This window comes from Streptomyces sp. NPDC052701 (genome assembly GCF_040678355.1).
Taxonomy (GTDB): domain Bacteria; phylum Actinomycetota; class Actinomycetes; order Streptomycetales; family Streptomycetaceae; genus Streptomyces.
This window is the reverse complement of the sequence record NZ_JBFATO010000018.1, coordinates 20,527-43,865: the sequence shown is the minus strand read 5'-3', so window position 1 is coordinate 43,865 and position 23,339 is coordinate 20,527. Positions and strand designations below refer to the sequence as shown.

The following is a 23,339-nucleotide window of genomic DNA, read 5'->3' as shown; positions in this document are numbered from 1 at the left end:
AGGGCAGGCCGTCACCGGTCTTCGGACTGGGGCAGTTCCGCAAGGCGCGCCACCTCGTCGGCAAGGGCGTCCAGATCGTCGAAGTCTTCGGCTGCGTCCGCGCCGGTGGGCGCGGTACGGGCATCGATCTCGGCGGCCACCGCGGCGGCCGTGGGATTCTCGAACATCAGCCGCAGCGGCAGGTCCACTTTGAAGGCCTCGCGTATCTCGGCGATGAGGGTGGTGGCCAGCAGGGAGTGTCCGCCCAGCAGGAAGAAGTCATCGTGGACACCGACTTCCTCCCGGCCCAGGACCTCCGCCCACACCGCGGCCAGCCGCGCCTCGGTCTCCGTGCGGGGCGCCACGAACTCGACGCCGGTGTGGTGTTCGGGTTCGGGCAGGGCTCGGGTGTCGAGTTTGCCGTTGGGGGTCATGGGCAGCGTGTCGATCACCGTGTAGGACGACGGGATCATGAAGTCGGGCAGGCTGCCGGTGAGGTGGTGGCGGAGCTGGCCGGTGTCGATGGTGGTGTCGGGTTCCGGGACCAGGTAGGCGGCGAGGGTCTTGCCGACCGGGCCGGTGTGCGGGGCGACCGCGGCCTGGGAGACGTGGTGGTGCTGCTGAAGGGCGGCCTCGATCTCGCCGGGTTCGATGCGGAAGCCGCGGATCTTGACCTGGCGGTCGGCGCGGCCGGCGAAGAGGAGTTCGCCTGTGGCTGTCCAGCGTGCCAGGTCACCGGTGCGGTACATGCGCCCGCCGCCGGGGGTGAAGGGGTCGGGTACGAATCGCTCGGCCGTCAGAGCCGGTCGTTCGTGGTAGCCCCGGGCCACACCGGTGCCCGCGAGATACAGCTCACCGATCACCCCTGCCGGCACCGGACGCAACTCACCATCCAGCACGTACACCCGGGCGTTCGCGATCGGTACGCCGATCGGCGCCACCACCGGCCAGGACTCCGCGGCCCCGGCGAGCACGGTGCCGGTGACGACGTGAGTCTCCGCCGGGCCGTAATTGTTGTGCAGGCGTCGTCCGGGGACGGCAGCGCAGAACTCGCGCAGCCGCTCGCTGACGATGAGCGCCTCACCGGCCTGGAAGATGTCGGTGAGTGAGGTGAGTGCGCTGCCCCTGGCTTCGGCCGCTTCCAGAAGCGACTCGATGACCAGGGTCGGGGCGAAAATCTCATTGACCCCGTGACGGTCGATCCAGGGCACGAGCTGGTTCAGATCACGCCGGACCTCCGCCGCCGGCACCACGAGCGCACCACCTGTCAGCAGGGGAGTGAGCGTCTCCTGCAGCGAGACATCGAAGCCGATGGCGGTGAGTTGGCCGGTGCGTCGGGGGGGTGTGGCGGGGAAGGTGCTTGTGTGCCAGGTGAGGAGGTTGGTCAGGCCCCGGTGGGGCATGACGACTGCCTTGGGGCGTCCCGTGGAGCCCGACGTGTAGACGACGTAAGCCGGATGTTCCGGAGCCGGGGAGCCGAGACGGTCACCGTCACCGAGGTCCTCACCCGAGTGGTCCGCCGGGGAATCCTCGTCGACGAGGAGCAGTCCGTGGTCCAGGGAGTACTCGTCGGCGGTGGCGGTGTCGGTGACGATCAGCAGCGGCCGAGCATCGTCGAGCATCAGCCGGAGCCGATCGGAGGGGTACTCCAGATCCAGGGGCAGGTAGGCCGCACCCGACTTCAACACCCCCAGCAGCACGCCCACCATCCGTGCCGAGCGGGGCAATGCCATCGCGATGACACTTTCCGGTCCGGCGCCCCTGGCGACCAGGGCTCGGGCGAGACGATTGGCCCACGCGTTCAGCCGGGCATACGACCACACCTCGTCTTCGAACACGACCGCGTCGGCATCGGGCGTGCGGCGGACCTGGGCTTCGAACAACTCGGCCGCGTGCATCTGCGGAACCGCGCTGTGGGTGTCGTTCCACTCCTCCAGCAGCCGGCGTCGTTCACTGTCACCGAGCAGTTCCACCTCCCCGACCGCCCGGGACGGCTGCTCGGACACGGCCGTCAGCAGGCGGACAAAGCGTTCGGCGAACGTCCCGGCGGTCTCCCGGTCGAACAGGTCGGTGCTGTATTCCAGGACACCGGCGATCTCGCCGGTGGGCTGTTCCTCCAGGTTGAAGAACAGATCGAACTTCGACGTCACCGAATGGTAGGACTCTTCGACCAACCGCAGTTCACCCAGCTCCAGGTTGACTTCGGGGGTGTTCTGCAGCGCCAGCATCGTCTGGAACAGCGGATGACGGCCCATCGACCGAGCGGGATTGAGTTCCTCCACCAACCGCTCGAAGGGAACATCCTGATGAGCGTAGGCAGCCAGACTCGTCTCACGCACCCGGGCCACCAACTCCAGGAAGTCCGGGTTGCCGGAGGTGTCCGTCCGCAGCACCAGCGTGTTGACGAAGAAACCGACCAGGTCGTCCAGCTTCTCGTCCAGCCGGCCCGCGATCGGAGTACCGATCGGAATGTCCGTCCCCGCGCCCAGCCGGGTCAGCAACACAGCCAGACCTGCCTGCAGCACCATGAACAAACTCGCCCGCGACTCCTGAGCGAGCACACGCAACCGCTCGGTCAACATCGCATCCAGTACGAAGCCGACGCTGGAACCGCGTCCACTGCTCACCGCCGGCCGGGAACGGTCCACCGGCAGCTCAAGCTCCTCCGGCAGACCCGCCAGGGCCTCCCGCCAATACCCCAGCTGCCTCGAAATGATGCTGTCCGGGTCATCCGCGTCACCCAGGAAGTCACGCTGCCACAAGGCGTAGTCCGCATACTGCACCGGCAGCGGCTCCCAACCGGGAACCTCCCCCGCCAGCCGCGCTTCATAGGCCACCGCGACATCCCGCGCGAGCGGCGCCAACGACGAGCCGTCACCGGCGATGTGGTGCAGCACCAGCAGCAGCACATGCTCCCGCGCGCCCACCGAGAACAACCACACCCGCAGCGGAAGATCAACCGCCACATCAAACGGCTCCGCAGATGCGGACGCCACCAGCGTGTCCACCTCCGAGGACTTCACGGAGCGGACCACCAAAGGCGGCGCGGCCTCCACCGCAGGCACCACCTGCTGCACCACCATGCCGCCGACCTCCGCATACCGCGTGCGCAGCACCTCATGACGGTCCACCACATCGGCCAGCGCCGCCCTCAACGCCTCAACATCCACCTCCCCGAACAACCGAAGGGCCATCGGAATGTTGTAAGCAGCCCGGCCCTCACCATCGAACCGGTTCAAGAACCACAACCGCGTCTGCGCAAACGACAACGGCAGCAACTCCGGCCGCTCGACCGGAACCAACGCCGCACGCACAGAACCGCTACCCGCACCGGCCAGCCGCTCCGCGAGCCCGGCGACCGTAGGCACCTCGAACAGCCACCGGATCGGAACCTCCGCACCGAACACATCCCGAACCCGACTCACCACCCGAGTCGCCAGCAGGGAGTGTCCGCCCAGCAGGAAGAAGTCATCGTGGACACCGACTTCCTCCCGGCCCAGGACCTCCGCCCACACCGCGGCCAGCCGCGCCTCGGTCTCCGTGCGGGGCGCCACGAACTCGACGCCGGTGCCGGCTTCGACGCCCTCCATCGCCGCGAGCGCCGCTCGGTCGAGCTTGCCGTTGGGAGTCAGAGGCAGGGTGTCCAGCACCACGTATGAGGTGGGGACCATGTAGTCGGGCAGCAGATCGCGCAGCGCGGCGTGGAAAAGTACCGTGTCTGGATCCGTGTCGCGGAGCCCGGCGGTCTCCACGTAGGCGACGAGTCGCCTGTCGCCGTCCCGGTCCTGGGGCAGGACCGCCACGGCGCTCGAGCCGGTGACCTTCTGGACGGCGGCCTCCACCTCGCCCAGTTCCACCCGGTAGCCACGGATCTTGAGCTGGGTGTCCTTGCGGCCCAGATACTCGATGACCAGGCCGTTGCCGGTGTCCCGGTAACGCGCCAGGTCACCGGTCACATAGAGCCGTTCGCCCGGCTCGGTAGCCCAGGGGTTGGGAACGAAACGCTCGGCAGTCAGCCCTGGGCGGCCCAGATAACCGCGGGCCAGTCCGATACCGGCGGTGCACAGCATGCCGGGAACGCCGATCGGTACGGGGTTGAAGGCCTCGTCCAGGATGTACACCCGTGAACCCGGGAACGGCAGTCCGATGGGCGACTGGTGACCGGCCGATGTCTCCTTGTCACGATGGACGTGGTACGTGGTGTCCACAGTGTCCTCGGCAAGCCCGTACGAGTTCACCACCATCGTGCCCGGACCTGCGGCCTCCAGGGCTCTGCTGAGATCAGTGCCGTAGACCATGTCCGATCCGACGATCAGCACCCGCATGAAGTCGAGCGTCTCGCCGGACGCCCGGACGTGGTGCACCAGCCCGTTGAGGACCAGGGGTACGAACTCGGCGCAGTCCACCCGCTCACGCCGCATCAGTGCGAGGAGGCTGGCGGGCTGGAGCAGCACGTCCCGAGGGCAGAGGACCAGCTTCGCCCCGGAGCAGAGGGCACGGACCACGTCACCGACGAAGACGTCGAAGCCGAAGGTGGCCATCTGGAGAACCGAGGAGACTCGCTCCCGGAGTCGGTATGCCTCCTCCCAGCCGAGGTAGCGGTCGCGCAGGGAGCCGTGGCAGACCATGACGCCCTTGGGTCGGCCCGTGGACCCGGAGGTGTGGACGAGATACGCGAGGCCGGCGTCGAGGAGGGGAAGAGCGAGGTTGTCGGCGGGCAGCCGGTCGACGGCCTCCCGTTCGGCGTCCAGGAACACGGTGGTGTGCTGCCCTTCGGGGACCCGGTCCCGGAAGCGTTCCAGGGTCAGGATCACCGACACGCCGGCGTCCGCCGCGACCCCGGCGCGCCGCTGTGGCGGGCCGTCCGGGTCGAGCGCCACGTGTGCCCCACCGGCCTTCCACACCGCGAGCACCGCAACGATCAGGTCGGTGTCGCGTGCCATGAGCAGGCCGACCCGGGCCTCCGGGCCGATGCCTTCCACTCGGAGCCTGCGGGCAAGCCGGTTGGCGCGTTCGTTCAGTTCCCGGTAGCTGATCCGGTCGCCGTCGCAGGCCACCGCATCGCTGTCGGGCGCCGCCGCGGCGCGGGCCTCGAAGAGCTCCACGACACTGCCGGCGGAAGCGGTGGATGGCATCGGCGGCGGCCTATGACCGGCGCGCAACAGGATGAGCTGCTCGCCCTCGTCAACCAGCGGGACATGCCGGATGTCCTGCTCTTGAGACGACAAGAAGGCGCGCAGCAGAATCCGGTAGAGACCAGCGAAGCGGCGGACGGTCCGCTCGTCGAAGAGGTCGGTGTTGTACTTGAAGTCGAGCGTCGATCCCTGGCTGAGCGTACGGACGTCGACCTCGAACTCGGTGGGGGTCCAGCGGCGTGCCGGAGTGATTACATCGGTGCTCAGGCCGGAGAAGCGGGGAGGCTCTGTCTCCTGGTCGAGGTTGAAGAGTGTGGGGAACATCTGCGCGCGGGCGGCGTCGGTGCTGACCGGGATCCTGCCGCGCAGCGCGGAGATCGGGTAACCGGAGTGGGCGTAGGCCCCCACCAGCGTCTGCTGGAGCTCGGCGAGGAACGCGGCGACGGACGTCCCCGGGCGGAAGGTGATCCGAATCGGGACCAGGTTGCTGCAGTTGCCGACCATGCGCTCCTCGCCCTCGGCCCCGCGCTGGGCGACGGGCACACCGATCACCAGATCGTCCTGGCCCGTGACGCGGTGCAGGAGAATCGCGTAGACGCCCAGCAGAACGGTGAAGGGGGTGCTGCCCAGCCGACGGGCGGTGACGGCGACGCGCTCCGCCATACCGGGGTCGAGCGGCATGGTCACGGTGCCACCGCGGTACGTCACGTGCGCGGGTCTCGGCCGGTCGGTGGGCAACTGCAGCCCCGGCATGCCGTCGGCGAACCGGGCGAGCCAGTACTCCTCGTCGGCCTGCCAGGACTCGGTGCCCACACAGGCGAGTTGCCGCTCCACGTAGGTTCGGTACTGGGGTGCGGGCGGCAGCTGGCTCTGGGTGCCCTCCCGGTGAGCGCTGTACCGATCGCTGATCTCCGTCAGCAGCACCCCGAAGGACCAGCCGTCGATGACGGTGTGGTGGGCCGCCAGGTAGAGCTGGTGATGGTCCTCGTCCAGGCGCAGCACGGCGGTGCGGAGCAGGGGGCCGGCGGCCAGGTCGTACGGGGTGTTCTCCTGCTCGTCAAGCCACCGGGTCATCAGCCGGTCGCGGGTGGTCCGGTCCGCAGCCGTGGAGAGGTCGACCAGCGGCAAGTCTTCGGCGACGGCTGCTGCGGTGTGCTGCTCGGTGCCGTCCGCCGCGAAGACCGTACGCAGCACCTCGTGCCGGGCGACCACCTCGCGCACGGCAGTCCGCAGCGCGGACAGATCCAGTGCCCCGCGGAGGTCCAGCAGAAGGCTTTCGTTGTACGCGCGTGACGGGTCCTCGCCCATCTGGTCGAGGACCCAGAGCTCCTGCTGCACCACGCTGAGCGGATAGCCGCTGCCGTCGTCACCGGCCTGGACCGCGTGGCCCGGCCCGGCCGAGAGCCTGGGCGAGCCGGGGAAGAAGCCGGCCTCGCGCAGGTCGGTGCCGACCCGCAGGATGGCTGCGATCACCGTTTCGACGTCGTCGTCGGTGTGGGCCGTGGACAGGAAGCAGTTCCGGCCTTCCCAGACGTAGAGTCCCTGGTCCAGCAGGGCCGTGTGGAAGAGCTCGGAGATGTCCGGCTGGTGTGAGGAGGTCGCCGGGAAGTCGAAACGGAAGAGTGAGCCGAAGTGGACGACGCGGACGGGGACGCCGGACTCCGCGAACGCCTCGTTGACCCGGTCGGCGAGCCTGCTCACCTTCCGGCTGACGGCCTCCTGCAGCTCGGGGCCGCGGCGCTTCAGCTCCAGCAGCACGGCCCGGCTGGCGGCGAGCGCGAGTGGGTGCTTGCAGAAGGTGCCGGTGAAGAAGGTCTGTACGACGCCGGGCCGCGGGCCGTCACCGAAGGCATGGACGCCGCCGTCAATGGCATCGAGGTAATGGGCGCTTCCGGCGACCACTCCGATGGGCAAGCCTCCGCCGATCACCTTCCCGTACGTGGTGATGTCGGCCTCCACACCGAAGATCTCCCGCACGCCCCGGGGGTGCATCCGAAAGCCGGTGATGACCTCGTCGAACACCAGTGCCACCCCGGCCTGGTGGGTGATGTGCCGCAGTTCCTGGAGGAACGCTCGGGGCTGGAGATCGGGGCGGCGGCTCTGCACCGGCTCGACGACGACGGCGGCCAGCTCGTCGGCGCGTTCGCGGATGGCGGCGAGGGACTCGTCCTCGCCGTAGGGCAGGACGAGGACGTCCCGGCTCACCCCATCGGTGATACCCGGCGCCATGGGCAGTGACTCGCCGAGGTCACTGGTCAGGTCACGCTGGGCGAGGACCAGGTCGGACGAACCGTGGTACGACCCCGCGAAGAGCACGATCTTGCTGCGTCCCGAGACCGCGCGGGCCAGCCGGACCGCCGTCATGACCGCCTCCGAGCCGGTGTTGCAGAAGGCGATGCGCTCGTTGCCGGTCATCTCGTGGAGGAGCCGGGCAACCTCGGCGGCCAGCTCCGGCTGCGGGCCGAGTTGCATGCCCCGCTCCAATTGCCGGGTGATCGCCTCGTTGATGAAGGGCTCGTTGTGACCGAAGAGGTTGACTCCGAACCCCATGGCCACGTCGACGTATTCGTTGCCGTCGAGGTCCCACACGCGGGAGCCCGAGGAACGTGTGACGGTGATGGGGTAGTGAGCCTCGCGCAGGAGTGTGTCCGTCCGGGGCGCATGGCGGATGTCGGCGTTGTGCAGACGGTCCTGCAGGTTGTGTTCCTTGGACTTCCGGGTGTACTCGCAGTGGCGGCGGCTCAGCGCGTCCACGTAGCGCTGCTGGGACTCGGTCAGCATCCCGGAGGTTCCTGCCGCCTCGGGGCGGGTCGGCCGGAACGGCACATAAGTGCGTGGGGAGATGGCCGGGGCACCACTGGCCCGACCTGCCGTCGGGGCCGGGGCCGGGTCCGGATCCGTGGGCCCGGTCTGCCGGGCGGCAGGGCCGGAACCCGCTGGGACGGGGGCAGCTGCCGCGACTGTGGCCCCGCTGCGGAGAAGTTCGTAGGCCTGACCCATGACCTGGGCGTGGACGTCAAGGAACTTGCCCATGGCCCCGTCGCCCGGGCCCGTCGGCGTAGGGGACTCCGGCTGCGGTGCCGGTGCTTGCGGTGGTCCGGAGATCACCTGGTGCCCGGCCGCGCGATCCGGCGCCGCGGACGGCGTGATCGCGGGGGCGGCAGACGCCTCGAACTCCGCCATCAGCCGTGGCTCGGCGTTGGCCCGTATGTACTCGGCCAGTCGCGCCAGTGTGTTGACCTCCTCAAAGAGGAGGTTCGTGGGCGGAGCCACCCCGAAGGTCCGCCGGATGTACTGCAGAAGCTGCAGCAGCATCATGGAGTCGGCGCCGAGTTGCAGGAAGGGCGTGTCCGGGTCGACCGGCGCATCCGTCGCGAGCAGCTTGGTAACGGTCTCCCTGAGAGAGGACACGACGGGATCGTGGTACGCGGCTCCGGTGTACTGCCTGGGTGCCACTGTCTCCGGCCTTTCGCTCGGTGAGGTGTCCTGTGGTGCGGCCGACGCGGGCGACGCGTCCGCGGGGAGCCAGATGTGCTTGCGCTGGAAGGGGTAGGTCGGCACTGGCGTCCGACGTCGCGCGTAGCCGCTGTCGAAGGCCTTCCAGTCGATCGGGTGACCTGCCGTGTAGAGCTGGGCGACGCTCTTTGCCAGGACGGACCAGTCGTCGTGCCCGCGCCGCAGGGACGGAAGTCGGCGAGACTCGGACACGTCGCGCCGGACGGCGCCGATGAGCACCGGGTGCGGACCGGTTTCCAGGTAGGTGGTGCAGCCGCTCTCGGCCAACCGGCGGATGCCGTCGCCGAATCTGACCGTCTGCGTCAGATGCCGCTCCCAGTAGGAAGCGTCCGGGGAGTGGTTCCGGTCGAAGGGCTGGCCGTCGAGGTCACTGATGAGCGGTATCCGGGGAGCCTGGAACTCGATCCGTGACAGAACGCGGGCGAAGGCGGCACGGGCGGGCTCCATCATCGCGGAGTGGAAGGCGTGTTTGCTGGACAGCGGGTGGGTCACCACGTGCCGGTCCGTCATGAGCCGCTGGAAGGTCTCGATGGCCTCGGCGGTGCCCGAGACGACGGTGTTGTCGCTTCCGTTCACCGCGGCGACAGCCAGGGTGTGCGGGGACGCGAGCCGGGCCGCGGCCTCCCTGACGGTGGCTTCGTCCGCGACCGCCAGAAGCATGGCGCCTGCCTCGGTCAATTCCTGGATCAGGCGTCCGCGCTCGGCCGCGAGCCGCAGGCCGTCGTTCCGGCTGAAAACGCCCGCGACGCTCGCCGCCGCGAGCTGACCGACACTGTGGCCGAGGAGATAGTCCGGCTCAACGCCCCAGGAGCGCCACAACTGCGCCATCGTGTACTCGAGAGCGAAAAGGGCGGGCTGAGTATTGCGAGTATCGTCGAGCAGACCCTCTGCTTCCTCGTCGTGAAAGAGGATTTCGCTCAGCGGACGTTCCAGATATTCGGCGAGAACCTCACCGCACTCGATGATCTCTCGCCGGAACGATGGGTGGGTATCAAATAGCTGTCGCGCCATTCCCAGATACTGGGAGCCCTGGCCTGTGAAGAGGAAGGCGATCTTACCGGGTTCGGCTGCGCCCCGCCCCGTGGTCAGTCCCGGATGGGTTCCGCCTTGGGCGAGCTGTTGCAGAGCTTCCTTCGCTTCTGCCGCGGATGCGGCGGCGACCACCGCCCGATGCGAGAAATGAGAGCGGCCGGTATTCGCCGAATGGGAGATGTCGGCGATGTCGGAGTCGCTCCGGTCAGCCAGATGGGCCGTGTAACGCCGCGCGAGGGCGGCCAGCGCCGGCTCGGTGACTGCGCTCAGGGCCAGCAGGTGCAGCGGCCGGGAAAGGATGCGGGGTTCGGCGGGCGAGGTGGGGGCTGGGGCTTCCTGGACGATCAGGTGAGCGTTGGTGCCGCCGAAACCGAAGGCGCTTATCCCGGCCGTCCGCGGTCCTGTCCGTGTGTCCCAGTCGGAGAGCCGCGTCGGGACCGTGATCCCGGCGTCCCCACCGATGGCGGGGTTGAGGCGTTTGAAATGCAGATGGGGAGGGATCTGCCGGTGTTTCAGCATCAGCAGCACTTTGATCAGGCCCGCGATTCCGGCCGCAGCCTCGGTGTGCCCAATGTTGGTCTTCACGGAGCCGATCACCACCGGCCGCTCGGGCCGTTGGTGCGCCGAGAGAGCGGTGGATAGAGACCGGACCTCCACCGGGTCGCCCAGCGGCGTACCGGTGCCGTGGGCTTCGACGTAGTCGATCTGGTCGGCGGTGATCTGAGCATCACGCAGAGCGTCCCGTATGACCTGCTGCTGCGCCGGCCCGTTGGGCGCCGTGAGCCCGTTGCTCCGTCCGTCCTGGTTGACGGCGGATCCCCGGATCACCGCGAGGACCGGGTCGCCGTCGCGGCGCGCTGCCGCGAGGGTCTTCAGCACCACCACCCCACAGCCCTCGGAACGCCCGTATCCGTCAGCCGAGGCGTCGAAGGTCTTGCAGCGCCCGTCGGCCGCCATCATGCCCGCCTGCGTGAAGATCTCCGTGGCGTGCGGTCACAGCAGTAGGTTCACCCCGCCCGCCAGGGCCACCGTGCTCTCACCGGACCGGAGGCTGCGGCATGCCTGGTGCACGGCGACCAGCGAGGACGAACAGGCGGTGTCCACCGCCAGGCTGGGTCCTCGGAGGTCCAGGAAGTACGACAGACGGTTCGCCGCGACGCTCAGGGCCTCTCCGGTGCCACTGTGCATACTCGGCGAGTCCTGCATGCGGCCGTAGTCACTGTGGCTGATGCCGATGAAGACACCGGTGCGGCTGCCGGCGAGCTCAGAAGGCGCGATACCGGCCGCCTCGATAGCTTCCCAGGCCGTCTCCAGCAGCAGGCGCTGCTGAGGATCGACGTAGGACGCCTCCCGCCGGGAGAGAGAGAGAAGAATTCGGCGTCGAAGCCCGCCACGTCCCGCAACAGCCCGTGTGGCAGGTGATCGCCCAGCAGTTCGCGACGCTCGGCACTGCTCCCGACTGCGTCACAGCCCTCCCGCAGGAGTTCCCAGAACGCGTCGCCACTCTCCGCGCCGGGGAAGCGGCAGCTCAGGCCGATGACGGCGATCGGCTCTCCGCCACTCTGCTCCTCGGACGAGAGGACGGCCTGCGGGGCCTGGCCGACAGCGTCCGGCGAGCCGACGAGATGGCGGGCGAGTGCGCGGGGCGTCGGATACTCCCATAAAACCGCAGGCGAAAGGTCTCTGCCGAGCCATTCCCGGAGCTCCCCGACGAGTACAACGGCATCCTTTGAGGAAAGTCCTAGATCAGCTAAGGGCTGCCGGGCGTCGAGACGCTTCGGTCGCACACCGACTCGGCGAGCCACGTGTTCCAGGATCCATTCCTCTATACGTGCTGCCCCAGCACGGATCTCCTCGGGCGTACCTGCCTCCGGGGAACTGGGCAACGATCGTTGTACGGGTCCTGAGATCTCGCTGTGCTCGGGCAACCGTCGTCTCCAAGTGGGTGCAGTCGCCTGACAACCAAGCACTTTCGGTCCATGTGCCGGATACTCTCTGGGCGATGTCAGGCGTGACCGGTTCTGTCGCGGTAAGTCGTTTTAGAACGGCAAATCGATTCGCTAGAACGCTAGAAAGCGATACCTCATCCAAGTAGGAACTTCGATGACACCCGATTGGGTACCTACTCTGCCCCTCTCATCGGCATTGCATTGCTTTCCTCCGAGTTCCTCATCGCCGGATGATCACGACATGGACCGTATCCGACCGTTCACCATCAACACCTCTAATTTCTTGATGAGTGGCCAAAATTCGTCGCTGGGATGCTGCATCATCGAAGGTCAGCACATAGTCAAGGCGGCGCGCCGGTGATCAATCTGACTGAGATCGCACCTCGGAATCACAGATTCAGCAGGGATCAAGCGGAAGCCGCGAAGTCCACGCCCTATGCCGCACGCGCTGAGCCTCTTCCAGCGTGACCGCTGATCGGATGAGTGCGGTCCTGCCCGAAACGCATGAGGGCTCCCGAGCCGTTGAGGGCAGTGCGCTCGGTGTCTCAACTCATCCGTTGCGCTCGTCCGTCACTCCAGTGAGACCACCCCGTCGGGTAGCCAGCCCTCCCAGTAGCCATCGATGAGAAGAGGCAGCGTTTCGGGTTCCACGGCCGCGCCGCCGTTCTGGAGTTCAGCCGTGCTCCACCAGCGGGCACCAGGTCCCATCAAGGCTCTTACATCCTGCGGCCAGCCTTCAGCTGCGGGTGCTGCCAAGACGATGTACTCCGCGCTCACGCGAGAGGCGCTGGCCGGAAGGTGTCCGATCTGGTGCACCCGTCAGGAGATCCGCGAGATCTCCGACGAAGCCCAGAAGATCTACGACGACATCCGCCACGGCCGCCTCATCATCCACGCCCACGCCGACGACGACGGGACCACCGTCGCCGTCGGCTCCTACCGCGACGGCAGCAGCATCCATCTCCACGGCGAGAACCACCTGCGCACGATCACACAGACCTTCGACTCGCCCGCCGAGGCTCTCGCCGCCTTCGAACGCCTCCACCGCGACACAATGCGCCCCGGACCCGCGCCCATGACCGCCCCCGAGCGCCAGGCCGCCGACGCCCGCAGCACCCTGCACTCACCCGGCCTCGTAGAACCCGAGCCGACCGTCCAGCGGACAGAAACGGTGCCCGCCTACGCCGCCGACCCCGCAGACCACGCCGCCGCCCTCGACGAGTTCGTCGCCGAACACGACGACTGGGAGAAGTGGCGCACCTGGTCGGACGACACCACCCACCTCATCCACGAGTCACAGACCCTGCGGGCCGAACTCGTCCACGAAGCCGATTCCGCGCCACCACCTGGACCTTCGCCGCCTACGAGACCCCCGTCTCCGACCGCATGTGGCACCTGACCCTGACCGGCGCCACACCCGCCCCCCCTCCTACAGACCCTCCTGGCCAGGCTCGCGGAAGGAGACGCCTGGCAGACCGCCCTCGGCAGCCCCGTCACCGAAAAGACCGTCGCCGAAGTCACCCGCCCCCTCACCGACGCCGGCTGGAAGCACACAGTCAGGGAACGATGGATCCGCTGGCAAACCGCCCAAGGCGACGCCGGCGTCCAGTTCGACACCTTCGCCGCTCAAAACCCCAGCACCCTTCCCACCTGGACCTTTTGGGCCGGCCCCGACATCGACCGCCCTACCTGGACCATCCACGCCTCCCCCTCCACCCCCGCCCCGCTCCTGGCCCACCTCACCGAAAATCTCGCCCACGGCACCGGCACCCGCCAGACCGACGGCCGCAAGGCGACAGGGATCAAGCAGACCGCCACCACGCACCGACCCCGGCCACTCCATAAGCTGCCCACAGCGCCCCGGCGCTGATCCGAGCAGGAGATCGCAGGACCCGCGCGCAGGCGCAAGCCCCGCTGTCCGGTCCTCGTGAACGTGGCGAGCGTCCCACTGATCATGGGGAATCGGTTGGGGGCGGCGACGTTACGGCTAGCCGTGCTGGTAGTTGGAGCCGCTGACCAGATCTGACGCTCGGCTGGCCCGTCGCCGACGGTACGCCTTCTGAGGGCACCCTGCATCGCAATACGCAGAATCCGCACGCCCAGCCGTAACGATCTCGCCGCAGGCGCCGCAGGGGCGGACTGACCCCTGCCCCCCTCCAAGCTTGATCCGCCCCGTGAGATCCACGGCGTGCACACCGTTGCGCATGGAGGACACCCGAATGCGTCGCCCCTACTTAGCCCTCGCAGGTGCCGTTGCGTCACTGCCCATCGCCCTGATCCCCGCCGTGTCCGCTGCGGCAGCACCTGGGGACAAGCCGCAGGTACTCAGCTCCTGGACTCAGACAAGTGCTTCCAGCTACAACTCCTGGGCCGCTGCCCGACAGAACCAGAGCGCATGGACCTCCTACGGCTTCGACTGGTCGACGGACTACTGCACCTCGTCGCCCGACAACCCCTTCGGCTTCCCCTTCCAGAACGCCTGCGCCCGCCACGACTTCGGCTACCGCAACTACAAGGCGGCCGGCGCCTTCTCCGCCAACAAGGACCGCCTCGACTCAGCGTTCTACGAGGACCTCAAGCGCGTCTGCACCACCTACTCCGGCGCCACCCGGACCGCCTGCAACAGCACGGCATGGACGTACTACCAAGCGGTCAGAGTCCTCGGCATGCCACCGGCCGACCGAGGAGCCGGCAAGGGGCTGCCTGAGGGACAGCTCGCCAGAGCCTGAACGGTGACGCTCCAAGACCGAGGCGGCACCGCGTCCTGGCTCGTGCCCGACTGGACCACGCGGCATCTGCGCGGTTCTGCAGGCACGGGAAGAGCACCGAGCTGACGAAAGCCTGTGCTGGCGCCCAACTCGATCAGCCGCCGCGTTGACCGCGGACTTCCAGGAGCGGATGCTGCCGCCCCGCAGTGTGTATGTGCCCACGCCTGCAGCAGCCGCTGGCCGCTGCAGGCCACACTGCCGATGACCACAAGCAATACCCCCGTTGCGGGATGCCCTCATGGCCGCGTCGGCTCCGCACGAGCGGCTCCTTCATCTGCCCAGCATGTATCTCAGCTCGGCCGCAACCGCCTCGCCCAGCGCATGCGGTGCGGTGGGGTGGCGTGCTTAGCCACCGTTGCAGCCGGCGCGCTCCTGCACGGTTATTCCTTCGTGGGCAAGGCCCATCTGCACCAGGCGCCGGACGGCCCCGGCCCGCGAGTAGCCATTCTCATCTGCCCACTCGTCGACGAGGGGAAGCAACTCGCCGAGGCGTACCTGCACTGGTTGGCCGATCTCAGGGCGCCCCGGCCCCCTCTCTTGAGAAGCCTCGCGGAAGAAACGGTCGATGTGCTGCTGCTGGCCGTGAGTCGAGAGCCAGGCGATGGCCTCCTCGTCAGTCAGATAGCGGTAGCGGCGTGGCGGACCGAGTTGGGGGCTGGCGTCGTTCTCGTCGTCCACCCACTTGCCGTCCGGCCCGATGTGAGCGGTCTCCTTATGCACCCATCGACCACTGTGTGTTCGGTAGAGCGCCTCCCGTACAAAACGGGCCGACTGCCCCCGCTTCCTCAGTCGGTCGAAACGGGCGCCAGTCATTGGATCGGCTTCCTCGACGACCTCCGCCCGCTCGGTGTCGAACCAGCCAACGGCTTCAACCTGATTGCCGTCCGCGTCGTAACGGTGGACCGTGATGCGCGGCATCTCATCTCCCCAATTTACGATGTCGTTAATTATGATGGTGTGTCCAGCAGGCCGTTAAGTCAAGAGCCGTGGCCACCTTGCTGCGCGAGGGATGTCTGAGCTGCCCTCGGTTCCGTGGAGCCCTTGAAGCCAGGTCTATGATCTTGGCGTGAGGAGATCCACGATCAGTGCCAGCACCACGTAAATACCCCGACGAGCTGCGGGAGCGCGCGGTCCGCGAGGTCCGCTCCACCGGCCGTCCCGTCGCGCACGTCGCACGCGACTTGGGCATCCACAAGGAGGCCCTGCGGAACTGGGTCCGCCAGGCCGAGGCGGACGCCGGTGAACGCGACGACCGCCTGACCAGCTCCGAGCAGGAGGAGCTGAAACAACTCCGCAGGGAGAATGCGGAGTTGAGGCGGGCGAATGAGATCCTCAAGGCCGCAAGCGCGTTTTTTGCGGCCGAACTCGACCGTCCCCGGACGAGGCCGACCAGGTGATCGAGCACCTCAAGGGCATGGGCCTCGGGGTCGGGTTCATCTGCCGGGTGCTGGAGCTGTCCGAGTCCGCCTACTATGCGCGCAGGAAGCGACCGAAGTTGGCCCGCCGGCTGCGCGACGAGCAGTTGGTCCCTCTGATCGTGCAGGTTCACGACGAGTCCGGGGCCACCTACGGGGCCCGGCGGATCACCCGCGCTCTCAGGCGCAAGGGCGTCGAGGTCGCACGGTGCACGGTGGAGCGGCTGATGGCCGAGCTCGGGCAGTTTGGCGCCGGCGGCTGAGCCCTGTACGAGCCGCGCCCCGGCGACCCGGCCCGCTCGCCTGGAGCGGCGACATCCCATGACGGCTGTCGGCCATTGCCACTCAGCCGGGCCAGCACTCACCGGTGTGCACGGCGTCGACGTTCGTGCGGTTGAGCCCGTGCTGGAGCAGCCACTCAGGAGGAGGCGGCCGCATCTCCTTGCCCCGGCGCCGTTCTGCCTCGCGTCGCTCCTCCAACGCGATCCAGCCGTCGATCTGGGCGAGGGCCGCCGTCGCCTGCTGAACCACCACGCGTCGGGCGAAGCGGAGCAGTTGAAGCCGCGACGGTTTATCGTTCATGTGTTCGATTGCAGGGAGGTGTATCACTGATCAGCTCGTCACCGTGCGGCTTGCCGCGTGAACTCCGACAACCCGCTCTTGGGGTGCATGTATACGTAACGCTCGGCCGCGTGGACCTGCACGGTGTTGAGACGGTCGACGACAACTTGAGGGATGGTGCCCATGAGGTTCTCTGGGCCGAGAGCCAGCAGGTGCTTGGGGCCGATAGGGAGGATGAGAGTGTGCGCGTCCCCGAAGGCCATGCCGTACGTCGTGGTGCCTCCTTCCGTGCGTATGGTCACCGCAGGGTTGTCGCCGATCAGGAACTGGCCCCTTTCGGGCGTGAGCACTTCCACCCCCCCCACGTCGACGCCATGGCCCGCACCTTGTAGAAAGTGTCCTCGATGCTCGCGCGAAACAGCTTGCCGCTCTCGTGGTCACGGGCGACCGAGGACCGTTCGATAAGACGCTCAGCGAACGCACCCAAGGAAGTCGGCCCGGACAGATGCAAACCCGTCTCCCGCAGTGCCTCGCGGCGCAGCTGCTCCGGGAACTTGCTGATCAACTTGCCGACAAGTCCCGCGCGGCTCCGCTCGAACGCGCCAGCGTGCACATCCCGGTAGTGGTGGGACCGGACGAAGTGAAGCACGACCAGGTCGCGCAGCGCCGCCACGTGAAGCGGGTCAGCGAACGGAGTGCCGGCATGCACGGCGGCCAGCGCGGCAGGAGCGCGTCTCTCCACACCGCACCAGAGTTCCTCAGCGGATGCGGAGTCGAATGCCACGAAGTTCTCGGCCCAGCCGCGCGCTCGGGTGCTCTTCAGCTTGTGCAGGCGTCCGGGGTGATGCAGGTCGAACGGGAGGAGCTGCCTGCCGCTGCCCCTCGGCCCGGGCACCGTGAACTGCTTGAGCAGGACCTGCGAGATGAGATGCTGCCGCGATATGTGCTGTGCCGTTGCCACACGCCGAAGTGTGCCAAGCGCCGCTCTGTAGTCGCTAAGGGTTTCCGCATCGCAGCCTGACGACGCCACCGGCCCGGCACGGCCTCACTTCTGACCGTGCCGAGCCGACTCGCCCACCAGCCCGGCCCGGGGCACGCTGGGAGGCGTGTCCAGCGCGCCGATTGTCGTGCACCGGCCCTCCAGCTTGGGCGGCCGAAGGGCCACCGTGCACAGTCACGGCCAAAACGAAATACTCGGCACTGGCTACGTAGGTCAGAACGAAGAGCACTTGTCGGTGGGAGCTGGGAACAGATGGCTGCTGCTGGGCCGTCGAATGTTGATGAGAATCAGCAACGGTCCTGAGCCACGGAATCGTGATGTCGTCAACGTGTCGACGTCCGTATCCTTCGGCGGGTGAGTCTGATCGAGGTGGGGCCAGGGCAAGCTGAGCTCGTCGTGCGGGGGCCGGGGGCGCTGGCGACCTCTGTCCGGTTGTTCGACTGGTTGCGTGCGGATGAGTACGAGTCCGTCTTCGCGGTGGAAGCCGTTGCTGATGGTGTGCGTGCACGGCTCGAGAATGTGACCGTCACCGTCTGGGATGACATGAGCGAGTTCTTCGACGGCCTCGCGCGCGACTTTCGTGGCTGGGAGGGGGAGCGGGTTTGGATCAACAACCATCTGGTCGTGACGGCGACCTTCGGCTCGGGTGGTCATGTGTATCTGGACTGGACGCTTCGGTCCGGCTTCTTTCCCGGTGACTGGAAGTGCACGGTGACGACCGTGATCGAAGCCGGTGAAGGGATGACGGCTGTAGCTGCGGACCTGCGGGAATTTCTGCGCCAGGGGTAGCTCGCCCACGTGCTCTCCGCGCGAGCGGAGGTGATCCGGTCTCAGCCTTGGCGGCCGTCACCAGGGCCGGGTGCTCTCCGCGCGAGCGGAGGTGATCCGCTGTCAGTCACCCGTTCCGCGCCAAGCTGGACGTGCTCTCCGCGCGAGCGGAGGTGATCCGGTGCGCATCGGGTCTTCGTCGTCGTCGGGGAGGTGCTCTCCGCGCGAGCGGAGGTGATCCGTGCCCGCGCCGCGACCCACACTTTTAGAACGCGTGCTCTCCGCGCGAGCGGAGGTGATCCGGAGAGGCTGAGCATGTCGGCCGGGCCGGCGGCGTGCTCTCCGCGCGAGCGGAGGTGATCCACGTTCGCCAGCGAGTTCCAGTGGGACATCGTCGTGCTCTCCGCGCGAGCGGAGGTGATCCGTAGTGGGCCGGTCGCTACTCTCGTACGAGAGTGTGCTCTCCGCGCGAGCGGAGGTGATCCGGTGGAGATCCCGGCCTCCGCAGCGGTGGTCTTGTGCTCTCCGCGCGAGCGGAGGTGATCCGCCGGTCAGGATTCCCATCGCCGTCTCGATGCCGTGCTCTCCGCGCGAGCGGAGGTGATCCGGACCCGCTGCCGATCCGGCCGCCGCGCCCCCAGTGCTCTCCGCGCGAGCGGAGGTGATCCGTGCCGCCGCGAGCCGGTCCAGCGCGGTCGTCCGTGCTCTCCGCGCGAGCGGAGGTGATCCGTTCGGCCAGAATCTGGCGATCGCGATGCCGCTGTGCTCTCCGCGCGAGCGGAGGTGATCCGGTCATCTCCAACCTCGCCGTCTCCATCGCCAAGTTCTCTCCGCGCGAGCGGAGGTGATCCGCGGGGCACGGCGCGGCCGGTGTGCCGGTCGAGGTGCTCTCCGCGCGAGCGGAGGTGATCCGCACGAGCCGACACAGGAGGCCGCATGGCCGGAGTGCTCTCCGCGCGAGCGGAGGTGCAGGCGGGCCAGGCCGAATCGGGTCAGCACCCGGTGCACGGTGGAGGGCACCAGTCGCAGCAGGCCCGCGATCCGGGCTGGTCCCCAGCGGCGCAGCACGCGGACTTTGATGATCCGGCGCTCGGTGCGGGTCGGGGTGCGGCGCGGGCTCGTGCGTGGGCGGGAGGAGCGGTCGGCCATGCCCGCCTCGCCGAGCCTGCGGTAACGGTCGGCCCACCGTTGAGCGGTGTTGAGGGAGACCTGGAAGCGTTCTGCGGCCCGTCGCAGTGGCCAGCCGTCCTCGACCACGCAGCGGGCCAGACGCAGGCGTCCGGTCTCGGTCAGCGGTGCGTTACGGTGCGGCATGAGGGCCTTTCTGGTCGCCGGTGCAGATGTGGCAATCCACACCGAGCCAGAAGGCCCTCACCCATTTCAAGATCGGTCAGCCGTGAGCCCTGTCACCGTCCACAACCTCCCGGGACAGAACACCTAGTGCTCTCCGCGCGAGCGGAGGTGATCCGCCCTGGACCAGGCCATCGTCCGAGATGGCGCCGTGCTTTCCGCGCGAGCGGACTGCTGAGCCCAAATGAGATGACCTCTTAGGCGTCCAGGGCCCGGTCGACGTCGGCGACCCGGCGGGCCCGCAGCAGCGGCAGGGCGCCCAAGCCGAGGTCGCCGGTGACGCGGGGCGGGTAGCGCAGGCCCAGGGCGAGGGAGGTGCCGTCGTCGAGGCCCTCGGAGCCGCCGGTGACGACCGGTCCGCGTTCGGTCTCGATGCCCTCGACCTCGTGGGTCTCCTCCCCCGCGACCCGGATCAGCTCGGTGTGCCGGGAGGCGCGCCGCCACCCCCCACCCGGGCCGAGCGCCTCGACGCCGGCACCCCGCGCGATGGCTCACGAGGGCAGGTCGACTCCGTAGAGGGTGCGCCCGCCAGCCAGCTCCCGGCCGGTGACCAGTTCCGGCTCGATGCGCACGAAGACCTCCTCGGGCCAGGGCACCCAGGACCGGGGCCCGGTGCGCACCAAGTGCGCGTGCTCGTCGGGGTCGGTGACCACCGAGGCGGGGCCGGTGACGACGACGCTCCATCCGGAATGCGCCACGACGTCGACCTCGTCGGCCTCGAAGGCGACCACGGCGCCGTCGATGGCACAGACCAGCTCCGAGGAGGCCGACGTGCGCACCAGCACGGCACCGCTTTCTTCCAGGAGGAAGTTGACCGGCAAGACGGCGGGCAGGGCTTCGCGTGTGTGCACGATGCGGCCCACGACCGCCTTGGCCAGCCGACGCAGGCTCTCCTGCCGATTCAGTTCCCAGAATCCGTCGTTGCGGTACATCAGCCCATCGTCTTTCCGTGTGTCGTCCGGTGCGGCGTTTCATCCTCCGTGCGGGTGCCAGCCGACGGCGAGGGCCGTCAGTCCCCGATCCGTCGCGGAACGGCCCTCACGCCGGTGGACCTTTGTGCGTCGCCTGCCGGCCGGGCCGCGCTCAGGCAGCGCCGGCCTCGACGACGTCGCGTCGCGGTCCGCCCAGCACGACCTTCAGCGCGCCGGTGTCGGCGGCGCGGGCGAAGACGTCGTACGCCTCCTCCATGCGGGCGAGCGGGAAGGTGTGCGTGACCAGTTGAGCCGTAGGCAGCCGGCCGGCGGCAGCCATCCGAAGGAGGGTGGGAGTGGAGTTGTGTCCACCAAGCCCGTGGTGATGGTGACGTTCTTGATCCAGAGATCTTCGAGGTGCAGCGTCGCGGGCCGGCCGTGGACACCGACGCCTGCGACGTGTCCTCCGGGGCGCACCATATGGGTGCACAGCTTGAAGGTCTCCGGCACACCCACGGCCTCGATGACGACGTCCACGCCGAGCCCTGCGGTGAGGGCGGTGACCCGTTACTCAGGGTCCTCCCGGGCGTGGGCCACGGCGTCGGCTCCGGCCTTCCGGGCGGCTTCCAACCGGGTGGCGGCCAGGTCCACGGCGACGATCCGATCGGGCGTGAGAAGCGGAGCGGTGGCGATGGCGGCCAGCCCGACCGGGCCCGCCCTGACGACCACAACGGTGTCTCCGGGCCGGATCCGGCCGTTGAGCTCGCCCGCGGGCAGGGGATGCACGGGGAAGTCCGCGGAAGGCACGCGCACGTACTCGGCCTGGGTGCCGTCGATGAGGTGGCCGAGGACCCAGCCACTGCCGCCCCGGCACTGCCCGTACATGGCCTCCCGACAGTAGCGGCACCGGCCGCAGGCGCTGATGCAGGAGTTCAGTACCCGGTCCCCGGGCCGCACCGGCCGTACGTCGCGGCCCGTCTCGACGCTCTCTCCGACCGCCTCGTGACCGAGGACCGTCCCCGGCCTGACCTCGGGCACATCACCTTTCAGGATGTGCAGGTCCGTCCCACAGACGGTGACGGCGTCGACCCGCACGACCGCGTCCATGGGCTCGCTCAGGACCGGATCGGCGGTCTCTTCCCAGGCGGACTGCCCGGGTCCGTGGAAGACATATGCCTTCATGCGTCCTCACCCTCTCGCAGTCCGCGACGGGAGCCGAAAGACCCGCGGACGGCTGCCCGCAGGGACGAGCCGGGTTCCCGTCGCCGCACGTGATCGACTCACACGTCCACTCTGACCCGCTCCCCCTCGTCATGGCTTGGGCCGGACGGCCCCATCGCTTTGCCGACCGGTCCCCCACCGCTCACCTGGCCGATCCGGTTCGCGTGCCCGGGCCCGCACTTCCCGAAGATCGCCGCGTCAGGGGGACGACAGGTCTGCTCAGTCTCGGGAAGGGCCCGGTCGGCCCAGGACGCCGGCACGGACCACCTGCCAGGTTCGAGGAAACGGCGGGTAAGGAAGCGGGGCTGAGGTGCGGTGATAGGGCTCGGCGCAAGCGGCTGTGGCGCTGGCGCAGCAGTCCCCTGCTACGGCACGACGACATCGTCGAAGCGTGGGTGGTGCTAGTGATGCGGTCGGTCATCGTGATCGGGGGCACCCTAGCCGGGCGTGACGGCTCAGGCGGCTCAGGACGCCTTCCCCCCGGGGGCGCGCCGCGCTCAGTTCCCTCGCCACGCCCGCCGCCCACTTCTCGATCGCGGCGAAGTCGCGGAAGTCACCGCCCTTGCCGTTGCGGATGATCACGCGGGCGATCCGTCCCTCGGCACCTTCGGTGAGGCATCCGCCGAAAGTGACGTGCTCGCACACGTCCAGCCTGATCATGGCCCGCTTGACACCCGGCACGGGCGGGATGTCCCGCTCCGAGGCCGTCGCGTCGAGCGGTCCGGAGCTGAACAACCACACCGACCGTTTGGTCAGTGCTCCGCGGTGCCGTCGTACGAAGTGCCGGGCGTCCTTGTGCCAGCGCCCGGCGTAGAGGGCGCTGCCGACCACCACGGCCCGGTAGGGGGCCAGGTCCGTCACGGACCGGGCCGGCAGCACCTCGGCCGAGAGCCCCGATGTGCGAAGCACACCGGCCACGATCTCGGCGATCCTTTCCGTCGATCCGTTGGTCGACCCGTAGGCGACCAGCACCTTCTCCTCCATGGTGGCCCGCCTCCCTTCACAGTCGTCGCAGCCAGTCGTCCGCGACACCGCTCGGCACTCGCGTGTCGTCCTGGAGTTCGGAGTCGTCGAAGCGGTGGGTAAGCCTGTTCACGACGTCGACGACACCGTCGGTCCTGCGGGTCATGGCCACGGCGATCCCGGTCTCGCTCTTGCGTTCCATCTGGCCCCGCAGTGTGACGACACCTTTGGTCACGGTGACGTCGATGCCGCCGCTGACCAGCCACAGTCCGCGCTCCAGCACCTCGTGGATCACTTCCTCGCGGATCTCCGCGTCCGGGCGCAGGAAGGTCTGCAGCAGATCGTGCCGGGTGACGATGCCGACCAGACGGTCCTCCTCGTCGAGCACCGGGAGCCGGTTCACGCGGTGCTCGACCATGGTGCGGGCCGCCTCGACGACAGTGTCCTCGGCGTGCACGCCGACGGCGGGGGCGGTCATCAGGCCGCCGGCCGTCCGAGCCCGTTCCTTAGCCGTCCGGCGGCGGGCACGGGGCGTCAGCCGCGCGAGACGGAACCGCGGGGACGGCTCGTACGCGAGTGGCGTGGCGGCCTGGTGGAGCATCAGGTCCGTCTCGGAGACGACGCCAATGACGTGCTCGCCCTCGTCCACCACGGGCAGTCCGCTGACGCGGTGTTCCGCCAGCAGCCTGGCGACCGTCTTGAAGGGGGTGCCGTACTCGGCGCGGACCACCTCGGTGGTCATCACGGAGCCGACCTTCTGGTTCCTCATGT

Annotated in this window: 13 protein-coding genes, 6 pseudogenes and 1 CRISPR repeat array; of the genes and pseudogenes, 6 read left to right on the top strand and 13 right to left on the bottom strand. The window is 68.5% G+C overall.

Going from position 1 to position 23,339, the window contains the following annotated elements:
• Positions 1-11: 11 nt before the first annotated feature.
• From AB0L29_RS21205 to AB0L29_RS21195, 3 genes and pseudogenes are all read right to left on the bottom strand, one after another.
• A complete protein-coding gene (locus tag AB0L29_RS21205; RefSeq protein WP_365829335.1) occupies positions 12-413 on the bottom strand; it encodes a phosphopantetheine-binding protein in 402 nt (133 codons plus the stop codon).
• A pseudogene (locus AB0L29_RS21200) lies at positions 408-11,036 on the bottom strand (amino acid adenylation domain-containing protein); the annotation flags it as partial. The gene AB0L29_RS21205 and the pseudogene AB0L29_RS21200, both read right to left, overlap by 6 nt.
• A 5-nt stretch (positions 11,037-11,041) precedes the next feature.
• Positions 11,042-11,632, bottom strand: a pseudogene (locus AB0L29_RS21195) (phosphopantetheine-binding protein); the annotation flags it as partial.
• A 739-nt stretch (positions 11,633-12,371) separates the two neighbouring features.
• Between AB0L29_RS21195 and AB0L29_RS21190 the strand changes: the two are divergent.
• From AB0L29_RS21190 to AB0L29_RS21180, 3 genes are all read left to right on the top strand, one after another.
• The gene (locus AB0L29_RS21190) at positions 12,372-13,010 is read left to right on the top strand and encodes a hypothetical protein (RefSeq protein ID WP_365829249.1); all 639 of its coding nucleotides are present in this window, start codon (positions 12,372-12,374) and stop codon (positions 13,008-13,010) included.
• Between the two features lie 42 nt (positions 13,011-13,052).
• Positions 13,053-13,481, top strand: a complete 429-nt coding sequence (locus AB0L29_RS21185) for a DUF317 domain-containing protein (protein WP_365829334.1) — start codon at positions 13,053-13,055, stop codon at positions 13,479-13,481.
• 349 nt (positions 13,482-13,830) lie between these two features.
• On the top strand, positions 13,831-14,340 hold the full coding sequence (locus AB0L29_RS21180; protein ID WP_365829333.1) for a phospholipase: 510 nt from the start codon (positions 13,831-13,833) through the stop codon (positions 14,338-14,340).
• A gap of 384 nt (positions 14,341-14,724) precedes the next feature.
• Here the strand turns inward: AB0L29_RS21180 and AB0L29_RS21175 are convergent, their stop codons facing one another.
• On the bottom strand, positions 14,725-15,297 hold the full coding sequence (locus tag AB0L29_RS21175; RefSeq protein WP_365829248.1) for a hypothetical protein: 573 nt from the start codon (positions 15,295-15,297) through the stop codon (positions 14,725-14,727).
• A 167-nt stretch (positions 15,298-15,464) separates the two neighbouring features.
• Between AB0L29_RS21175 and AB0L29_RS21170 the strand changes: the two genes are divergently transcribed.
• A complete protein-coding gene (locus tag AB0L29_RS21170; protein WP_365829247.1) occupies positions 15,465-15,776 on the top strand; it encodes a transposase in 312 nt (103 codons plus the stop codon).
• Complete coding sequence (locus AB0L29_RS21165) at positions 15,773-16,057, top strand: IS3 family transposase (protein ID WP_365829246.1); 285 nt, start codon at positions 15,773-15,775, stop codon at positions 16,055-16,057. The genes AB0L29_RS21170 and AB0L29_RS21165 overlap by 4 nt, the downstream gene beginning before the upstream one ends.
• Positions 16,058-16,148: 91 nt before the next feature.
• Here AB0L29_RS21165 and AB0L29_RS21160 read toward each other — a convergent pair.
• The 3 genes and pseudogenes from AB0L29_RS21160 to AB0L29_RS21150 all read right to left on the bottom strand — a co-directional run.
• A pseudogene (locus tag AB0L29_RS21160) lies at positions 16,149-16,376 on the bottom strand (hypothetical protein); the annotation flags it as partial.
• A 38-nt stretch (positions 16,377-16,414) separates the two neighbouring features.
• On the bottom strand, positions 16,415-16,657 hold the full coding sequence (locus tag AB0L29_RS21155) for a hypothetical protein (RefSeq protein ID WP_365829245.1): 243 nt from the start codon (positions 16,655-16,657) through the stop codon (positions 16,415-16,417).
• Between the two features lie 17 nt (positions 16,658-16,674).
• Positions 16,675-17,316 carry a DUF4238 domain-containing protein gene (locus tag AB0L29_RS21150; RefSeq protein ID WP_365829244.1) on the bottom strand — a complete coding sequence of 214 codons (642 nt, stop codon included), beginning with the start codon at positions 17,314-17,316 and terminating at the stop codon, positions 16,675-16,677.
• 393 nt (positions 17,317-17,709) lie between these two features.
• On the opposite strand from AB0L29_RS21150, the gene AB0L29_RS21145 reads away from it, so the two are divergent.
• Complete coding sequence (locus AB0L29_RS21145) at positions 17,710-18,144, top strand: DUF6228 family protein (protein ID WP_365829243.1); 435 nt, start codon at positions 17,710-17,712, stop codon at positions 18,142-18,144.
• Between the two features lie 9 nt (positions 18,145-18,153).
• Positions 18,154-19,097: direct repeats of the CRISPR family, unit length 29 nt; unit sequence GTGCTCTCCGCGCGAGCGGAGGTGATCCG.
• Positions 19,098-19,101: 4 nt separating this feature from the next.
• Here AB0L29_RS21145 and AB0L29_RS21140 read toward each other — a convergent pair.
• The 6 genes and pseudogenes from AB0L29_RS21140 to AB0L29_RS21115 all read right to left on the bottom strand — a co-directional run.
• Positions 19,102-19,437, bottom strand: a pseudogene (locus tag AB0L29_RS21140) (leucine zipper domain-containing protein); the annotation flags it as partial.
• Positions 19,438-19,676: 239 nt separating this feature from the next.
• Positions 19,677-19,952 (bottom strand): annotated as a pseudogene (locus AB0L29_RS21135) (penicillin acylase family protein); the annotation flags it as partial.
• A gap of 12 nt (positions 19,953-19,964) precedes the next feature.
• Positions 19,965-20,405: a pyridoxamine 5'-phosphate oxidase family protein gene (locus AB0L29_RS21130; RefSeq protein WP_365829242.1), complete on the bottom strand. Its 441-nt coding sequence runs from the start codon at positions 20,403-20,405 to the stop codon at positions 19,965-19,967.
• 151 nt (positions 20,406-20,556) lie between these two features.
• Positions 20,557-21,566, bottom strand: a pseudogene (locus AB0L29_RS21125) (alcohol dehydrogenase catalytic domain-containing protein).
• Positions 21,567-22,022: 456 nt separating this feature from the next.
• Positions 22,023-22,589 carry a flavodoxin domain-containing protein gene (locus AB0L29_RS21120; protein ID WP_365829241.1) on the bottom strand — a complete coding sequence of 189 codons (567 nt, stop codon included), beginning with the start codon at positions 22,587-22,589 and terminating at the stop codon, positions 22,023-22,025.
• Between the two features lie 16 nt (positions 22,590-22,605).
• The gene (locus tag AB0L29_RS21115) at positions 22,606-23,337 is read right to left on the bottom strand and encodes a CBS domain-containing protein (RefSeq protein WP_365829240.1); all 732 of its coding nucleotides are present in this window, start codon (positions 23,335-23,337) and stop codon (positions 22,606-22,608) included.
• Positions 23,338-23,339 lie beyond the last annotated feature (2 nt).